Origin of the sequence: Streptomyces sp. MspMP-M5, from assembly GCF_000373585.1 — a bacterium.
Taxonomy (GTDB): domain Bacteria; phylum Actinomycetota; class Actinomycetes; order Streptomycetales; family Streptomycetaceae; genus Streptomyces.
In genome coordinates, this window is sequence record NZ_KB891907.1 from 118,196 (window position 1) to 134,473 (window position 16,278).

Consider the following 16,278-nt stretch of genomic DNA (forward strand, 5'->3'; position numbering starts at 1 on the left):
GAGGGCGGACCGCCATCGACGGGCTGTTCGGAGGGGAGCGGGATGGGCACGCGCCAGTCGAAACTCCCCAGATTCTCTCCAGGGCTGAGAGTGGGCGGTCTGCTGATGTGCGCCACTGTGGAGTTGACCGTGAAATCTAAGGAAAAAGCTTCGTGGAGCCTGGGAAAATGCTGAGGGAGGTCGTCGCGACGCGCTATGTCACGCCCTTGCGTGAGGGCGGGTCGCTTCCGGGGATTGTCGAGGGGGACGATCTCGGGACTTACATCATGAAGTTCACCGGGGCCGGGCAGGGGCGGAAGACCCTGGTCGCGGAGGTGATCTGTGGTGAGCTCGGGCGGCGGCTCGGGCTGCGGGTGCCGGAGCTGGTGCGGATGCAGCTCGATCCGGTCATCGGGCTGAGCGAGCCGGACCAGGAGGTCCAGGCGCTGCTGAAGGCCAGCGGGGGGCTGAATCTGGGGATGGACTACCTCCCCGGGTCGCTGGGGTTCGATCCGCTGGCGTTCGAGGTGAGCGCGCGCGAGGCGGGCCGGGTGGTGTGGTTCGACGCGCTGATCAACAACGTGGACCGGTCCTGGCGCAACCCCAACCTGCTGGTGTGGCACGGGGAGTTGTGGCTGATCGACCACGGTGCGGCGATGATCTGGCACCACAACTGGCCGACCGCCCAGAAGGCGTCGGCCCGGCCGTACGACGCCTCCGACCACGCGCTGGCCACGTTCGGGCCCGATGTGGCCGCCGCGGCCGAGGAGTTCGCGCCGCTGATCACCGAGGAACTGCTCGACGGGATCGCCGCCGACGTGCCCGACGAGTGGCTGGTGGACGAGCCCGGCTTCGACTCGCCGGAGGAGCTGCGCGCGGCGTATGTGCGCACGCTGCTGGCCCGGGCGCGGACCGTCAGTGAACAGATCACCGTCGGGGAGCCGACGAAGGACCGGCCGTCGCAGGCACCGGAGTGGCTGGCGGGCAAGTTGCCGCGGAGGGCCGTGAAGTGAGCGGACTGCACAACGGGCGCGACGTCTTCGAGTACGCGCTGCTCAAGGTCGTACCGCGGGTCGAGCGCGGAGAGATGATCAACGCGGGGGTGGTGGTGTACTGCCGCGCGCGGCGGTTCGTCGAGGCCCGTACGCATCTGGACGAGGCCCGGCTGCTGGCGCTGGACCCCGAGGTGGACATGGCCGGTGTACGGGCCGCGTTGGGTGCCGTGGAGGGCGTCTGCGCGGGTGGTGCACGGGCCGGTCAGGCCGCCGGCGAGGATCCGGGGCAGCGCTTCCGGTGGCTGATCGCGCCGCGCAGCACGATCGTCCAGCCGGGGCCGGTGCACACCGGTCTGACCGCCGATCCCACGGTGGAGGCGGAGCGGCTGCTGGACCTGCTGGTGCGGTGAGAGCGTGCCGGGCACGGTGCGCGGGGCGGATTCCTTCGGGGACCCGCCCCGCGCGCTGTTTGCGACCGGCGTGCGGTGGTGGGGCGTTGACAGGGGGTGGCCGGGCTTCTAGCGTCAGCCCTGCTGAGGCTACTAAGCGGTTGCTCACCTGGATCGGGGGCCGGCCGCTGGTGTTCGAGGTATCGACGATCGAGGGTGAGGAGAACCCGCATGTCCACCACCGAGCAGCGTGTCGCCATCGTGACGGGCGCGGCCCGCGGCATCGGCGCGGCCACCGCCGTCCGCCTGGCCGCCGAGGGCCGCGCCGTCGCCGTACTCGACCTCGACGAGGCGGCCTGCAAGGACACCGTCGGGAAGATCACCGCGGCCGGCGGCAAGGCCGTCGCGATCGGCTGCGACGTCTCCGACGGCGACCAGGTGGCGGCCGCGGTCGAACGGGTCACGGCGGAGCTCGGCGCACCCACCGTCCTCGTCAACAACGCGGGCGTGCTCCGCGACAACCTGCTGTTCAAGATGAGCGAAACCGACTGGGACACCGTCATGAACGTCCACCTGCGCGGTGCGTTCCTGATGTCGCGGGCCTGTCAGAAGCACATGGTGGACGCCAAGTTCGGGCGGATCGTCAACCTCTCCTCCAGCTCGGCGCTCGGAAACCGCGGCCAGGTCAACTACTCGGCGGCCAAGGCCGGTCTCCAGGGCTTCACCAAGACCCTCGCCATCGAACTCGGCAAGTTCGGCATCACCGCGAACGCCGTCGCCCCCGGCTTCATCGCCACTGACATGACCGCCGCCACCGCCGCGCGGGTGGGGATGGACTTCGAGGACTTCAAGACCGCGGCCGCCACCCAGATCCCGGTGCAGCGCGTCGGCAACCCGGACGACATCGCCAACGCCATCGCCTTCTTCACCGGCGAGGCGGCCGGGTTCGTCTCCGGCCAGGTGCTGTACGTCGCCGGCGGCCCGCTGTGCTGACCGCCGGACCGACCGCAGGAGCACACGAGCAGGAGGACGGGATATGACAGAGCAGGACAGCGGGCTTCCGGCGCCCTCCGGCAAGGTGGCGCTGATCACCGGGGCCAGCCGCGGTATCGGCTACGGCATCGCCGAGGCCCTGGTGGCCCGCGGCGACCGGGTCGTCATCACCGGTCGCAACGAGGACGCCCTCAAGGAGGCCGCCGAGAAGCTCGGCGCCGACCGGGTGCTCACCGTCGCCGGCAAGGCCCACGACGAGGCGCACCAGGCCACCGCCGTCGAGCGGGCCATGGAGACCTTCGGCCGGGTCGACTATCTGGTCAACAACGCCGGCACCAACCCGGTGTTCGGCCCGATCGCCGACCTCGACCTCAATGTGGCGCGCAAGGTCTTCGAGACCAACGTCGTCTCGGCGCTCGGCTTCGCCCAGCGCACCTGGCACGCCTGGCAGAAGGAGAACGGCGGCGCGATCGTCAACATCGCCTCGATCGCCGGGGTGGCGCCCTCGCCGTTCATCGGTGCGTACGGCATCAGCAAGGCCGCCATGGTGAACCTCACGCTCCAGCTGGCGCACGAGTTCGCGCCGGCGGTACGGGTCAACTCCATCGCCCCCGCGGTGATCAAGACCAAGTTCGCCGCGGCCCTCTACGAGAACCGCGAGGAGGAGGCGGCCGCCGGCTACCCGATGGGGCGGCTGGGCGTCCCGGAGGACATCGGCGGGGCCGCGGCCTTCCTGCTGTCCGACGCGTCCGGCTGGATCACCGGGCAGAACCTCGTCGTGGACGGCGGGCTCTTCCTGAACGCCGGGGTGTGACGGCCGGGGGCCGCTGCGGTCGGCGGCCCCCGGTCCGGCCCGGGCCGACCTCGTCCAGTTCAGCTCAGCCCGGCCCAGCCCGGTGAGGGTGGTGCCGGCGGGCCCGCTGGGCGTCGCCCGCGGAGCCGGGAATACCGCCGAGGGCGCCGGCGGACGGCCCGCGGCGGGGATTGTCAGTGGTCGCCGGTAGGTTCTGAGAGAGAACGGAACGCACACCGGAGGTTGTTGACGTGGTCACCGACATGCTGCCCGAGTCCTGGCGCGGGGTCCTGGGCGAGGAGTTGGCGAAGCCCTACTTCAAGGAGCTGATCGACTTCGTCGAGCAGGAGCGCGCGGCCGGCCCCGTCTACCCGCCCCGTGAGCAGGTCTTCGCGGCGCTGGAGGCCACGCCCTACGACCAGGTCAAGGTGCTCATCCTCGGCCAGGACCCGTATCACGGCGCCGGCCAGGGCCACGGTCTGTGCTTCTCCGTGCAGCCCGGGATCAAGACGCCGCCGTCGCTGCGCAACATCTACAAGGAGATGAAGGAGGAGCTCGGCCACCCGGTTCCGGACAACGGCTATCTGATGCCCTGGGCCCAGCAGGGCGTCCTCCTGCTGAACGCCGTTCTCACCGTCCGCGAGGGCGAGGCCAACTCCCACAAGGGCAAGGGCTGGGAGAAGATCACCGACGCGGTGATCCGCGCCGTCGCGAGCCGTCCGGACCCGGCCGTCTTCGTCCTCTGGGGCAACTACGCCAAGAAGAAGCTGCCGCTGATCGACCAGGAGCGGCACGCGGTGGTCCAGGGCGCGCACCCCTCCCCGCTGTCCGCGAAGAAGTTCTTCGGCTCCCGCCCCTTCACCCAGATCAACGACGCGATCGCCGCCCAGGGCCACGCCCCCATCGACTGGCGCATCCCCGACCTGGGCTGATCCGCCACCCGGTGCGTCGCGCACACCGCGCGGAGCTTCCCCCCGGCGGTTAGCGTCGGGGGGAGCCAACGGTGGCGGCGATCGAGGACGGGGAGTGTGCGGTGGCGGAGCAGCGACGGGAGGCGGAGCACGAGGACCGCATGCTGACCCGGATCGGCCAAGCGATCATGCTGCACCGCGCCGGCGACCGGGAGGAGGCCCGCAACCGCCTGGCCGCCCTGTGGCAGGAGATCGGCCCGCGCGGCGACGCCTTCCATCGCTGTGCCCTTGCGCACTACATGGCCGGCACCCAGGACGACCCCCGGGACGCCCTGGACTGGAACCTGCGCGCCCTGGAGGAGGCGGAGGGCTTCGTCACGGAGCGGCCCCCGCGGGCCCGGGCCGCGGAGCCCGCGGCCGAGCCAGCCACCGGGACCGCGACGGTCGGCGAAGCGGGCACCGCCGTCGGGCCGGGCCCCCGCCACCCCTTCGCCGCGGTCCGGGCGTTCTTCCCCGCCCTGCACCTCAATCTCGCCGCCGACTACGCCGGACTCGACCGCCCGGCCGACGCCCGCGCCCAGCTCCGGCGGGCTCGCGCCTCGGTGCGCACCCTCGCCGAGGGTGACTACCGGCGGCGCCTCACCGACGCGATCGAGCGTCTGGAACTGCGCATCGAGGGCACCTCGGGGCCGCCCCGATAGCGCTGCGGGCCGGCCTGCCCGGTGCCGGTCACATCCGCGCCGTCCCTGCCGGTCATCGGCTACGCCGGCACAGTCCCTGTCCGTTGCTGGGTCGGCGGGCCGCCGTCCCCGCCCGCCGCGGGCCGCGCCGGTCCCCGGCTCAGCCGCGCAGCATCCCGTCGAGCAGTTCCGCACACGAGGCGCGCAGCGCGTCGCGGGTCGGCACCGCGGCATGGAACTGCCCCGCGACGCAGGAGAACAGCACCCCGTCGCACCACGCCACCAGGGCCAGCGCCTGCCGCTCCGGCGCGCGCGAACCGGCCGCCCTCAGCAGCGCCTCCGCCGGCTCCCTGAAGGCCCGGCCCGCTCCGTCGTAGACCTCCCGCAACTCCGGCCTGCGGGTAGCCTCCAGCGCCAGCTCGTAGCGGGCGATCAGCAACGTCCGGTGGCGGGAGAGATAGCGGTGCAGAGCGAGCGCCAGCGCCTCCGCGAGCGCCGCCGGGGAGCCGGCCGCCGGGTCGGCGACGCCCGGCATCTCATCCGGCGCCAGCACCGCCGCCTCGCGCTCGGCCAGCCGTCGCACCGCGGCCGTCAGCAGCGCCGCCCGGGTCCGTGCGAGGTTCGACGTGGAGCCCTGCGGCAGCCCGGCCGCCTCGTCGACGGCGCGGTGCGTCAGCCCCCGCATGCCCCGCTCCGCGAGCAGGGTCAGGGCGGTGTCGGCGATCAGGCGGTGCCGGGGGAGCGGAGCGGACGACGCGGCGGCGGTACGGGCGTTCATGCAGGGGAGCCTAGCGCGGGCCGGGACGCGGGAACTACGGGCGTAGTGCGACACTTCTCGCACCTGTCACACCTCTCGCGACCTCTGTTCACCATCATGCAACTACAGGTGTAGTCTCACTCGCGCCGCTACTACAGATGTAGTCATGCTGTCGGCACGTCGGCACGTCGGCACGTCGGCACGTCGGCAGATCGATCTATCGGCATGTCAGCACCTGGACATGCGGCTCGGCGACTTCGGCACACAAGGAGGCTGCGACATGCGGGAACGCACCGCGATCGTGATCGGCGGCGGAATCGGCGGGCTCACCGCCGCGGTGGCCCTGGACCGGCGGGGCTGGCGGGTGACCGTACTGGAACGGGCCGCCGCCCTGGAGCCGGTCGGCGCGGGCATCGGGCTGGCCCCCAACGCACAGCGCGCGCTGGACACCGTCGGCGTCGGCGACGCGGTCCGCGCCATGGCCTCCCGGCAGCTGACGGGCGAGATCCGCCGGCCCGACGGGCGGCTGCTGGCCCGCACGGACAACGCGGCCGCCGTCCGGCGGTTCGGCGGCCCCGTCGTGGTCGTCCACCGTGCCGATCTGGTCGCCCTGCTCGCCGGCCGCCTGCCCGGCGCCGCGGTCCGCACCGGCGCCCCGGCCACCCTCATGGACGCCGGCGATCCACTGCGCGACGACCGGCCCGCCCGGGTCCGGACCGCCGGCCCGGACGGCGAACCGGCGGAGCTGACCGCCGACCTCGTCGTCGCCGCCGACGGCATCCACTCCGCCGTCCGCCGGGCGCTCTTCCCCGCCCACCCCGCGCCCCGTTACGCGGGCTTCACCACCTGGCGTTTCGTGGTGCCCGCCGTCGACGCCGCCGGGCTCGCCGATCCCGACACCGCGCACGAGACGTGGGGGCCGGGCGGCCTGTGGGGCACCTTGCCGCTGCACGACGGGCGGATCTACGCGTACGCCACCGCGGCCGTTCCGCCGGGCGGCGACCGGGACGGCGGCGACCAACGGGCCGAGCTGCTACGGCGGTTCGGCGACTGGCACCGGCCTGTCCCGCAGCTGCTGGCCGCCGCCGACCCGGCCGCGGTCCTCCGTAACGACGTGTACGCCGCGGCCGCCCCGCCGCCCGCCTTCCACCGCGGCCGGGTCGCACTGCTCGGCGACGCGGTGCACCCCATGACGCCCAACCTCGGGCAGGGCGGCTGCCAGGCCGTCGAGGACGCCGTGGTCCTCGCCCACGAGGCCGCCCCGGACGCCGCCCTCGCTCCGGCGCTCGCCGCCTACACCCGGCAGCGGCTGCCCCGCACCATGGCCGTGGTCCGCCGGTCGGGGCGGATCGGCCGGCTCACCACCTGGCGGTCCCGGCCCGCCTGCGCGCTGCGCGGCGCCCTGCTCGCGGCCACCGCCCGCCTGGCGCCCGACCTCGCGCTGCGCGGCCTGGACGGCATCGCCGACTGGCGGCCGCCGACCGCCCCGTAAGCTGCGTGACCAGGTGCCCGGACGGGTGACGGGGCAGGGCGCCGGACCGCGGAACCAAGGGAGAAGTCGAGTGAAGGTCGGTTGCATCGGACTCGGGGACATCGCGCGCAAGGCGTATCTCCCCGTACTGGGCGCACAGCCCGGGATCGAGCTGCATCTGCAGACCCGCAACCCGGCGGCGCTGCAACAGGCCGGGGACGCCTACCGGCTGACCGGGCGGCAGCTCCACGCCGACCTGGACGGGCTGCTCGCCGCCGCGCCGGACGCCGTCTTCGTCCATGCCGCGACCGTCGCCCACCCCGAGTTGGTGACCCGGTTGATCGAGGCCGGCGTGCCGACCTACGTGGACAAGCCGATCGCCTACGACATCGCCGACACCCGGCGGATCGTCGCCCTCGCCGAGGAGCGCGGGGTCGGCCTGGCCGTCGGCTTCAACCGCCGCTTCGCCCCCGGCTACGCGCAGTGCCTGGAGCACCCCCGCGACCTGATCCTGCTCCAGAAGAACCGCACCGGGTTGCCCGAGGACCCCCGCACGCTGGTCCTCGACGACTTCATCCACGTCGTCGACACCCTGCGCTTCCTCGTGCCCGGCGAGATCGAGCACGTCGACGTCCGGGCCCGGGTGCGGGACGGCCTGATGGACCATGTGGTGCTCCAGCTGTCCGGCGACGGGTTCACCGCCCTCGGCACCATGAACCGCCGCAGCGGCTCGGTCGAGGAACTCCTCGACGTCTCCGGCCAGGACGCCCGCCGCCAGGTCGTCAACCTCGCCGAGGTCGTCGACCACCAGGGGCAGCCGAGCATCCGCCGCCGCGGCGACTGGGAGCCGGTGGCCCGTCAGCGGGGCATCGAGCAGATCGTGCTGGCCTTCCTGGACGACGTCCGGGCCGGGCGGCGGCCGTCGGCCCGGGACGCGCTGCGCACCCACGAACTGTGCGAACGGGTAGTCACCGAGGCGCTCGCACAGGCTGCCGCCCGGCGCTAGTCCCGGGCCCGGCCGAGCGGTCGACGCGGCGGCGCCGGACGCCCCGGCCCGCCTCGATCGCCCCGTAGGCGAGCAGTGCGGCGACCGCCCCGTGGACCGCCCAGTCGCCCCACCGGGTGTACGGGCTGGTGCCGCGGGCCAGCGGCAGGTCGTAGACGGCCGCCGCGGTGCGGTCGGTGCCCAGCCGCTCGCCGACCGGTTCGCCCCGTGGCCCGTACACCGCGCTGACGCCGGTGAGCGTGGCGTGCACCATCGGGCGCCAGGTCTCCGCGGCGCGCAAGGCCCCCAGGGAGGCGTGCTGGGCCGGCGCCCAGCTGTCCTGGAACGTCGCGGTCGAGGACTGGGCCACCAGCAGTTGCGCGCCGTCGGCGGCCAGCCGGCGGCTCATGTCCGGGAAGGCGGTCTCGAAGCAGACCAGCGGACCGGCCCGCAGACCGGCCGCGGCGGGGAGTGCCATCACCACCTGGTGGGTGCCCCGCCGGCGGTCGCTGGCGGCGGCCTTGCCCACCTTCGTCGCCCAGCCCAGCAGGGACCTGGCGGGTATGTACTCGCCGAACGGCACCAGCCGCATCTTGGCGTAGCGGTCGCCGGTCGGGCCGGTCGGGCCGATGAGCACCGCGCTCTTGGAGATCCCGGTGCGGGCGTGGTCCGGTGCGTCCGCGTTCACCAGCAGGTCGGCGCCGGTGCGCCGGGACAGCGCGGCCAGCCGGGCGGCGAGCGCCGGATGGTCGGCCGGGTCCTGGTAGAGGCTGCTCTCGCCCCAGACGACCAGGCGCACCCCGCGGCCCGCCAGCGCACTGGTGAGCGCCTCGCTGCGGGCCAGCCGCTGGGTGGGCGTACCGCCGGGGCCCGGCTGGACGATCGCGATCCGCACCGTCCCGGCGGGCCGGGGGAGCGGCGCCCACAGCCAGACCGCGGTGCCGGCCAGCACGCACACCAGCAGGCCCGCGACGGCCGGCACCCGGGCCGCGGGGACGGCGATCAGCCCGGCCAGCGCGGTGTTCACCGCCACGATCAGCAGGCTCAGCAGCCACACCCCGCCGAGGGACGCCAGCCGTAGCGCGGGCGGCACCTGCCACTGGCTGGCGCCCAGCAGCCCCCACGGTCCGCCCAAGTACTCCCAGGAACGGACCAGTTCGACCATCAGCCAGCCGGACGGCACCAGCACCAGCGCGGCGGCGGCCCGCCCGGCGGACGGCGCCCCGCCCAGCAGCGCCCGCACCAGCATCCCCCAGGGCGCCCACAGCGCCCCCAGCAGCAGCGCCAGCACCAGGATGAAGACATGCAGGCTCGGCAGCAGCCAGTGGTGCACCGCCAGCATGAAGCCGGCACCGCCCAGCCACCCGTACACCGCGGCCCGCCGGGCGGTGTGCGCCGACCGCACCAGCAGCAGCCACGGCACCAGTGCTCCGTACGCCAGCCACCACCAGGACGGCGCGGGGAAGGCGAGGGCGGGCAGCGCGCCCGCGAGCGCGGCGGCCGGGCCGCGGACCCAGAGGGAACCGGCCTCCCGTGTCCGGTGGCCGAGCGGTATGTCCATACGGGCTCCCTGTCGCCGTGCCTGGCCCAACGTTCGGTGCGTCCCGTCGATATCTCTTGCCACGCTCAAGGGTTGTCAGCCCTCCCGGGCTTCCGCCACTTCTCGTGCACCCGGATCGCCGCTCGCGTCGTGGGTGCGCCGAGGCCCCCGCCCAAGGGGCGAGGGCCTCCCGACCGGTCGGCAGCCGGTGCCGTCAGTTCACCAGCGAAGGGGCGGGGGACAACAGTTCCGGGCCGGCGTCCGCGGCGGCGAACTGGGTCCGGTACAGCTCGGCGTACCGGCCGCCGGCCGCCAGCAGCGTCTCGTGCGTCCCCCGCTCGACGATCCGGCCGCCCTCGACGACGAGGATCAGGTCGGCGGCCCGCACGGTCGACAGCCGGTGGGCGATGACCAGCGCGGTCCGCCCCTCCAGCGCCTCGGTGAGCGCCTCCTGGACGGCTGCCTCCGAGGTGTTGTCCAGGTGGGCGGTGGCCTCGTCCAGGATCACCACCCGGGGGTGGGCCAGCAGCAGCCGGGCGATGGTCAGCCGCTGCCGTTCGCCGCCGGAGAGGCGGTAGCCGCGTTCGCCGACGACGGTGTCCAGGCCGTCGGGCAGCGAGGCGATCAGCTGGTCCAGGCGGGCCCGGCGCAGCGCGTCCCATAGGGCGTCCTCGGTGGCCTCGGGGGCGGCCAGCAGCAGGTTCTCCCGGATGGAGTCATGGAAGAGGTGGCCGTCCTGGGTGACCATGCCCAGGGTGTCCCGCAGTGAGGCGGCGGACAGTTCGCGGACGTCGACGCCGGCCAGCCGCACCGCACCGGAATCCGCGTCGTACAGCCGCGGCAGCAGCTGGGCGATGGTGGACTTGCCGGCGCCCGAGGAGCCGACCAGGGCGACCATCTGGCCCGGCTCGGCGCGGAAGGAGACGCCGTGCAGGACCTCCTCGCCGCCCCGGGTGTTGAGGGTGGCGACCTCTTCCAGGGAGGCCAGCGACACCTTGTCGGCGGACGGGTAGCCAAAGTGCACCGCGTCGAACTCCACCGACACCGGGCCCTCCGGCACCGGCCGGGCGTCCGGCCGCTCGGTGATCAGCGGTTCCAGGTCCAGCACCTCGAAGACCCGCTCGAAGCTGACCAGCGCGCTCATCACCTCGATGTGCGCACCGGACAGCGCGGTCAGCGGGGCGTAGAGCCGGGTGAGCAGCAGGGCCAGCGAGACGATCGCGCCCGCCTCCAACTGCCCGCGCAGCGCCAGGAAACCGCCCAGCCCGTAGACCACGGCCAGCGCCAGCGCGGAGACCAGGGTGAGCGCGGTGACGAAGTACGTCTGGACCATCGCCGAGCGGACGCCGATGTCGCGCACCCGGTGGGCCCGGGCGGCGAACTCCGCGGACTCGCGGGCCGGCCGGCCCATCAGCTTCACGAGGGTGGCACCGGGCGCGGAGAACCGCTCGGTCATCTGGGTGCCCATCGCGGCGTTGTGGTCGGCGCCCTCCCGCCGCAGCGCCGCCAGCCGCCGGCCGACCAGCCGGGCGGGCAGTACGAACACCGGCAGCAGCACCAGCGCGATCAGCGTGATCTGCCAGGAGAGGCTGAGCATCACGCCGAGCGTGAGCAGCAGCGTGACGAGGTTGCTGACGACTCCGGAGAGGGTGTCGCTGAACGCCCGCTGGGCGCCGATCACATCGTTGTTGAGCCGGCTGACCAGGGCCCCGGTGCGAGTGCGGGTGAAGAAGGCGATCGGCATCCGCTGGACGTGGTCGTAGACGGTGGTGCGCAGGTCGAGGATGAGGCCCTCGCCGATGCTCGCCGACAGCCAGCGGGTCAGCAGCCCCAGCCCCGCCTCGGCCAGCGCGATGGCCGCGATCAGCCCGGACAGCTCCACGACCAGCCCGGCCGACTTGCCGCCGACGATCGCGTCCACCACCCGCCCGGCGAGCAGCGGGGTCGCCACCGCGAGCAGCGCGGTGACGGTGCTCAGCACCAGGAACCACACCAGTATCCGGCGGTGCGGGCGGGCGAAGGCCGCGATCCGGCGCAACGTCCCCCGGGAGAAGCGGTGCCTGCCCCGCTGGGCCATCATCGTGCTGTGCAGCGAATGCCAGGCGGTGACTTCCATGTCCATCGCGGCCTCCTGTTTGCCGGTCGTCACGGGATCGCCGTGAGGGCCGGCGACACGAAAGAACCTAGAACCTCAACCAATCTTGAGGTCAAGGGATTCCGCTCACCGTCACCCCAGGGGGCGACCCGGACCGCGCCCTGTCCCGCAACCGGGCCGCCGCGGCCACACCGCCCGCCGTGTGCCACGGGACCCGCCGTGCGTCAGGGGCCCCGGTCCTACGGCTGAAGGGGCCTCTCCCAGACCACCGGCGCGGCCGGACCGTTCGCACGCTCCTGACCGTCCCCACCGCCGTCACCGTCCTCACCGCCCTCGCCCGTCACCGTCATCCGCACCCCCTCCCGGCCGTCGGCCAGCGTGGCGGTCGCGTCCACGACGACCCGGGCCGAGGTCGCCGTCCGTGCCACCTCCGCCAGCGCCCGCCCGACCGCGGCCACCAGCTCGCGCGCGCACTCCGCGCCGACCCGCGCGTCCACCGGCCCGACGAACTGCACCGACGGCCGGGTGCCCAGCACCGCCGTGGCCGCGCCGGCCTCCCGCAGAATCCGGGTGCGCGGCCCGGCCGGCGCCTCCGGCGGCCCCTGCTGGAGCGCGATGATCGCGGTGCGGATCTCCTGGATCGTCGCGTCCAACTCGTCGACCGCCTGCCCCACGCCCTCCTTGACCTCCGGGAGGACCGCGGTCCGCTGGGCGCTCTCCAGCAGCATCCCGGTGGCGAACAGCCGCTGGATCACCAGGTCGTGCAGATCCCGGGCGATCCGGTCCCGGTCCTCGTAGACCGCGAGCCGCTCCCGGTCGCGGTGGCGGTCGGCCAGGACCAGCGCCAGCGCCGCCTGTGACGCGAACTGGGTGCCCAGCGTCCGTTCCAGCTGCGTGAAACGGGGCCCGCCGGACGCCCGGCACAGGGCCAGCGCGCCCAACACTCGCCCGCCGCTGCGCAGCGGCAGCAGCATCGTCGGTCCGTAATGGCGCGACAGCGGGGAGATCGAGCGGGGATCGGCGGCGAAGTCGTCGGAGAAGACCGCCTGCCCGGCGTGGATCCGGTGCAGCACCGGACTCTCCGGCGGGATCGTGCCCCCGTACGCCTCCGCGCGCACGGACTCGGGCAGCTCCGTGGAGATCGCCACCACCTCCATCGCGCCGTCCGGCTGCGGCAGCAGCACCGCGCCGGTCGCCGCCTCGGCCAGCTCCCGGCCCTTCTCGGCGACCACCGTCAGCGCGTGCTCGGTCGTGGAACCGGTCTCCGGCCCGGCCAGCAGCGCGGTGGTCACCGACGCCGCACCGTCGATCCAGCGCCTGCGCTGCCGGGCCGCGGCATGCATCCGGGCGTTGCCCATGGCGATCCCGGCCTCGGTGGCCAGCACCCGCAGCAGCTGGAGGTCCACCTCGCCGAACCGCCCGGCGCGCGCAGCCGACCCTGCCGCGGCGCCGTCCGCCTTCCCCGCCAGGAAGACGCTCCCGAACAGCTCGCCCTGCACCTTGATCGGCACCCGGAGGGCGAACGGGGCGGACGGCCGGCCCTCGGGCGGGCTGCCGTGGGTGATCAGGTCGCGCAGCCCGTCGCCGTCCTCGTCCAGCACCTCCACGGCCGCGTAGCGGGCGCCGGTCAGCGACGCGGCGGTCTCGGCGATCCGGTGCAGCACCCGGTGCACGTCCAGGTCGGAGCCGATGGCGACCATCGCCTCCAGCAGCTGCGGCAGCCGGGACAGCGGACCGCCGGCCAGATGCCGCAGGCTCTGCGCGGTCTGCTCGGCGAGCTCCGCCGCCGAGCCCTCGACCCCGGCCCCGGCGTGCGGGTCGGTGGGATCGGGGAACGGCGACGCAGGCGGCATGAAGACGGCTTCTGGTTCGGCCCAGCACAAAACGAGGCGAAACGATACGGCTGCGACCAGTCTAATTCGCCCGGAAGAGGGACATCGGGACGACGACCGCACCACCGCCCGGGCCGGACCGGCGCCGCCCACCGGCCCGGCCCGCCGCCGGGACGCCGCGGCTCAGGCCGGCAGTGCCGCCTCGATAGCCGCCACCAGTTCCGCCGCCTCCGGCTCCGTCCGCGGGCGGAAGCGGCCGGCCACCGCGCCGGTGTGGTCGATGAGGAACTTCTCGAAGTTCCACTGGACGTCGCCGGCCGTTCCCTCGGCATCCGGGGTGGCGGTCAGTTCGGCGTACAGCGGGTGCCGGTCCGCGCCGTTGACGTCGGTCTTCTCGAACAGCGGGAAGCTGACGCCGTACGTCGTCGAGCAGAACGTCGCGATCTCCTCGGCCGTGCCCGGCTCCTGGCCCGCGAACTGGTTGCTGGGGAAGCCCAGGACACTGAAACCGCGGTCGGCGAACTGCTGCTGGAGCCGCTCCAGGCCCGTGTACTGCGGGGTCAGCCCGCACTTGGACGCCACGTTGACCACCAGCAGGGCCTTGCCCCGATAGTCGGCGAGGGAGGCGGGCTCACCGGTCAGGGTGCGCAGCGGGATGTCGTACAGGCTCATGCTCGGGCTCCTCAGTACGGTTCCGTGGACGGGGACGTCCGTCATCGACCCCAACAACCGTGCCCGGCCTGGTCTTCCCGGGATCGTCGATCGGCCAGGTGACCGCCGGCCGCAGCTCGCCGGCCCGCCACTCCCTGAGCAGCTGGTCGAAGATCGGCGTCTCCTCCTCGGCGGGCCGCCGGACGGCGGGCGGCGGCAGCCGGGGCGGCTGGTGCGGCAGCGAGATGCGGTGGAAGGAAGGCCCCGCGGTCTTCTTGGCGTCCATGCCCGGACTCAACACCACATCGCCCCGGGAGTTGCGGCACGGGGCCGGTCACGCGCCAGATGACCCCTGCGGCGGTGACGGTCAGAAGATACGTTCCAGAGGAGGGGAGGAGGGGGAGAGAGCCTGCGGCCCGGTCCGGCCGCCTCCTTGGGTCAGGCCCGGCGGAGCAGGCCGCCCAGTACCTCGCGTAGTGCGCCCTCCGGGTCGGCGACGCGGCCCTCGGCGCGCCACCCCACGAAGCCGTCGGGTCGTACCAGGACCGCGCCCTCCGGGGTCGTCCCGTGCAGCTCGGCCCAGTCGGCGCCGCCCTCCGGGACGAGGTCGGCGTCGGCGTCGGTACCCACGCGGTAGTGGTCCAGCCGGGCCGTCCAGTGCGCCGCGGCGGCCTCCGCCGCGGCGCGCCAGATCTTGCCGTCCTCGGTGCCGGTCAGCAGGACGAACGACCGCTCGTAGAGGTCCAGCGTGGAGCGCCGCTCGCCGTCCGCATGCACCCACAGGTGCGGGGCCCGGGTGCCCGGCTCGCCGGTCAGCCGCATCCGCTCGGGGACGACGGGGAGTTCGGGGTCGGCGCCGATGACCGCGCCGCGCGGATAGCAGTAGCCGAGGGCGACGGTCAGCACCCCGCGCTGCCGGCCGCCGCCACCGGGGCCCGGGTCGTAGCCGGGGTGGCTGTGCTCGGCGGACCGGGCCGAGGCGCGGGCGCTGGTCACCTCGGCCACCGGCCGGCGCTCCTCCTCGTAGGTGTCCAGCAGCGCGGGGGCCGCGGAGCCGTCGAGGACCGCGGCGAGCTTCCAGGCGAGGTTGTGTGCGTCCTGGATGCCGGTGTTGGAGCCGAACGCGCCCGTCGGGGACATCTCGTGGGCGGAGTCGCCGGCGAGGAAGATCCGGCCCGCGGAGTACCGCTCGGCGACCCGCTCCGCGGCGTGCCAGGGCGCCTTGCCGGTGATCTCGACCGCCATGCCCGGTACGCCGGTGGCCCGGCGGATGTGCTCGATGCAGCGCGCGTCGGTGAAGTCCTCCAGGGTCTCGCCCCGCTCGGGGTGCCAGGGCGCGTGGAAGACCCATTCCGCGCGGTTGTCCACGGGCAGCAGCGCCCCGTCGGCCTCCGGGTCGGTCAGGTAGCAGGCGATGAAGCGGCGGTCGCCGACCGCGTCGGCCAGCTCCGGGGCCCGGAAGGTGATGCTGACGTTGTGGAAGAGGTCGCCGGGGCCGGACCGGCCGATGCCCAGCCGCTCCCGCACCGGGCTGCGCGGCCCGTCCGCGGCGACGAGGTAGTCGGCGCGCAGGGTGGTGCGCTCGCCGGTGTCCCGGTCCTTGAGCACGGCCGTGACCCCGTCGGCGTCCTGGTCGCAGCCCATCAGCTCGGTGTGGAACCGCAGGTCGCCGCCGAGTTCGCGGGCGCACCGCAGCAGCACCGGCTCCAGGTCGTTCTGGCTGCACAGGCACCACCGGGACGGGCTGAAGCGGGCCAGCGCGCCGCCCGGGTCGATCTCCCGGAACAGCCACTCCTGTTCGTCGCCGGTCAGTGAACGGGCCTGGAGGATCCCGTGGTTGTCGGCGAGGACCGAGGCCGCCGCACGGATCCGGCGCTCGGCGCCGGCCACCCGGTACAGCTCCATCGTGCGGACGTTGTTCCCCCTCCCGCGTGGATGCCGCGAGGTGGCCGGGTGCTTCTCGACCAGGACGTGCGGGACCCCCAGGCGCCCCAGGAACAGCGACGCGGACAGGCCCACCAGGGACCCGCCCACGATCAGTACCGGCACCCGGTCTTCGGCCTTCGGGTTCATGTGCTTGGCTCCAGCTCCAGCGACGCATACGGGAGATGGAGCAACGCATGCCCGGCCTGTGGCGCCTTCCATCACGGTTCACCTGCATGGCTCACAGATCTCGCGCCGACCGTGGGTGTTGGCCACGATCGAAT

General features: G+C 73.8%; 15 protein-coding genes. 8 read left to right on the forward strand and 7 right to left on the reverse strand.

Annotated features, from left to right (window positions below):
• Positions 1-167: 167 nt before the first annotated feature.
• The 6 genes from B073_RS0125310 (at position 168) to B073_RS0125335 (ending at position 4,761) form a co-directional block, all read left to right on the forward strand.
• The gene (locus B073_RS0125310) at positions 168-992 is read left to right on the forward strand and encodes a HipA family kinase (protein ID WP_018540883.1); all 825 of its coding nucleotides are present in this window, start codon (positions 168-170) and stop codon (positions 990-992) included.
• Positions 989-1,384 (forward strand): DUF3037 domain-containing protein, encoded by a 396-nt coding sequence (locus B073_RS0125315; RefSeq protein WP_018540884.1) that lies wholly within the window; start codon positions 989-991, stop codon positions 1,382-1,384. The genes B073_RS0125310 and B073_RS0125315 overlap by 4 nt, the downstream gene beginning before the upstream one ends.
• 210 nt (positions 1,385-1,594) lie before the next feature.
• Positions 1,595-2,356, forward strand: coding sequence for a 3-oxoacyl-ACP reductase FabG (fabG, locus tag B073_RS0125320; protein WP_018540885.1), 762 nt, complete (start codon positions 1,595-1,597; stop codon positions 2,354-2,356).
• Positions 2,357-2,399: 43 nt separating this feature from the next.
• Positions 2,400-3,170 carry an SDR family oxidoreductase gene (locus tag B073_RS0125325; RefSeq protein WP_018540886.1) on the forward strand — a complete coding sequence of 257 codons (771 nt, stop codon included), beginning with the start codon at positions 2,400-2,402 and terminating at the stop codon, positions 3,168-3,170.
• A gap of 242 nt (positions 3,171-3,412) precedes the next feature.
• Entirely contained in the window at positions 3,413-4,081 is a 669-nt protein-coding gene (locus B073_RS0125330) for a uracil-DNA glycosylase (protein ID WP_037812733.1), read from the forward strand.
• 71 nt (positions 4,082-4,152) lie between these two features.
• Positions 4,153-4,761: a hypothetical protein gene (locus B073_RS0125335; RefSeq protein WP_018540888.1), complete on the forward strand. Its 609-nt coding sequence runs from the start codon at positions 4,153-4,155 to the stop codon at positions 4,759-4,761.
• Between the two features lie 139 nt (positions 4,762-4,900).
• Here the strand turns inward: B073_RS0125335 and B073_RS0125340 are convergent, their stop codons facing one another.
• A complete protein-coding gene (locus B073_RS0125340) occupies positions 4,901-5,518 on the reverse strand; it encodes a TetR/AcrR family transcriptional regulator (RefSeq protein WP_018540889.1) in 618 nt (205 codons plus the stop codon).
• A gap of 259 nt (positions 5,519-5,777) precedes the next feature.
• Between B073_RS0125340 and B073_RS41125 the strand changes: the two genes are divergently transcribed.
• Together B073_RS41125 and B073_RS0125350 are read left to right on the forward strand one after the other, a co-directional pair.
• Positions 5,778-6,989, forward strand: a complete 1,212-nt coding sequence (locus B073_RS41125; protein ID WP_018540890.1) for an FAD-dependent monooxygenase — start codon at positions 5,778-5,780, stop codon at positions 6,987-6,989.
• 70 nt (positions 6,990-7,059) lie between these two features.
• Positions 7,060-7,974 carry a Gfo/Idh/MocA family protein gene (locus B073_RS0125350; protein ID WP_018540891.1) on the forward strand — a complete coding sequence of 305 codons (915 nt, stop codon included), beginning with the start codon at positions 7,060-7,062 and terminating at the stop codon, positions 7,972-7,974.
• Here B073_RS0125350 and lnt read toward each other — a convergent pair.
• The 6 genes from lnt to B073_RS0125375 form a co-directional block, all read right to left on the reverse strand.
• Entirely contained in the window at positions 7,937-9,514 is a 1,578-nt protein-coding gene (lnt, locus tag B073_RS0125355; RefSeq protein ID WP_018540892.1) for an apolipoprotein N-acyltransferase, read from the reverse strand. The genes B073_RS0125350 and lnt overlap by 38 nt on opposite strands.
• Before the next feature lie 193 nt (positions 9,515-9,707).
• Positions 9,708-11,615 (reverse strand): ABC transporter ATP-binding protein, encoded by a 1,908-nt coding sequence (locus B073_RS0125360; protein ID WP_018540893.1) that lies wholly within the window; start codon positions 11,613-11,615, stop codon positions 9,708-9,710.
• A 212-nt stretch (positions 11,616-11,827) separates the two neighbouring features.
• Positions 11,828-13,441 carry a GAF domain-containing sensor histidine kinase gene (locus tag B073_RS0125365; protein WP_018540894.1) on the reverse strand — a complete coding sequence of 538 codons (1,614 nt, stop codon included), beginning with the start codon at positions 13,439-13,441 and terminating at the stop codon, positions 11,828-11,830.
• Between the two features lie 162 nt (positions 13,442-13,603).
• Complete coding sequence (locus B073_RS0125370) at positions 13,604-14,092, reverse strand: glutathione peroxidase (protein WP_018540895.1); 489 nt, start codon at positions 14,090-14,092, stop codon at positions 13,604-13,606.
• On the reverse strand, positions 14,052-14,357 hold the full coding sequence (locus B073_RS46655) for a hypothetical protein (protein ID WP_158690223.1): 306 nt from the start codon (positions 14,355-14,357) through the stop codon (positions 14,052-14,054). The genes B073_RS0125370 and B073_RS46655 overlap by 41 nt, the downstream gene beginning before the upstream one ends.
• A 152-nt stretch (positions 14,358-14,509) precedes the next feature.
• Positions 14,510-16,144: an FAD-dependent oxidoreductase gene (locus B073_RS0125375; protein ID WP_018540896.1), complete on the reverse strand. Its 1,635-nt coding sequence runs from the start codon at positions 16,142-16,144 to the stop codon at positions 14,510-14,512.
• Positions 16,145-16,278: the final 134 nt, after the last annotated feature.

Coding starts and splice junctions, on each gene's coding strand:
- B073_RS0125310 (WP_018540883.1), top strand. CDS start 168: ATGCTGAGGGAGGTCGTCGCGACGCGCTATGTCACGCCCTTGCGTGAG.
- fabG (WP_018540885.1), top strand. CDS start 1,595: ATGTCCACCACCGAGCAGCGTGTCGCCATCGTGACGGGCGCGGCCCGC.
- B073_RS0125325 (WP_018540886.1), top strand. CDS start 2,400: ATGACAGAGCAGGACAGCGGGCTTCCGGCGCCCTCCGGCAAGGTGGCG.
- B073_RS0125330 (WP_037812733.1), top strand. CDS start 3,413: ATGCTGCCCGAGTCCTGGCGCGGGGTCCTGGGCGAGGAGTTGGCGAAG.
- B073_RS0125340 (WP_018540889.1), bottom strand. CDS start 5,518: ATGAACGCCCGTACCGCCGCCGCGTCGTCCGCTCCGCTCCCCCGGCAC.
- B073_RS41125 (WP_018540890.1), top strand. CDS start 5,778: ATGCGGGAACGCACCGCGATCGTGATCGGCGGCGGAATCGGCGGGCTC.
- lnt (WP_018540892.1), bottom strand. CDS start 9,514: ATGGACATACCGCTCGGCCACCGGACACGGGAGGCCGGTTCCCTCTGG.
- B073_RS0125360 (WP_018540893.1), bottom strand. CDS start 11,615: ATGGACATGGAAGTCACCGCCTGGCATTCGCTGCACAGCACGATGATG.
- B073_RS0125365 (WP_018540894.1), bottom strand. CDS start 13,441: ATGCCGCCTGCGTCGCCGTTCCCCGATCCCACCGACCCGCACGCCGGG.
- B073_RS0125370 (WP_018540895.1), bottom strand. CDS start 14,092: ATGAGCCTGTACGACATCCCGCTGCGCACCCTGACCGGTGAGCCCGCC.
- B073_RS46655 (WP_158690223.1), bottom strand. CDS start 14,357: ATGGACGCCAAGAAGACCGCGGGGCCTTCCTTCCACCGCATCTCGCTG.
- B073_RS0125375 (WP_018540896.1), bottom strand. CDS start 16,144: ATGAACCCGAAGGCCGAAGACCGGGTGCCGGTACTGATCGTGGGCGGG.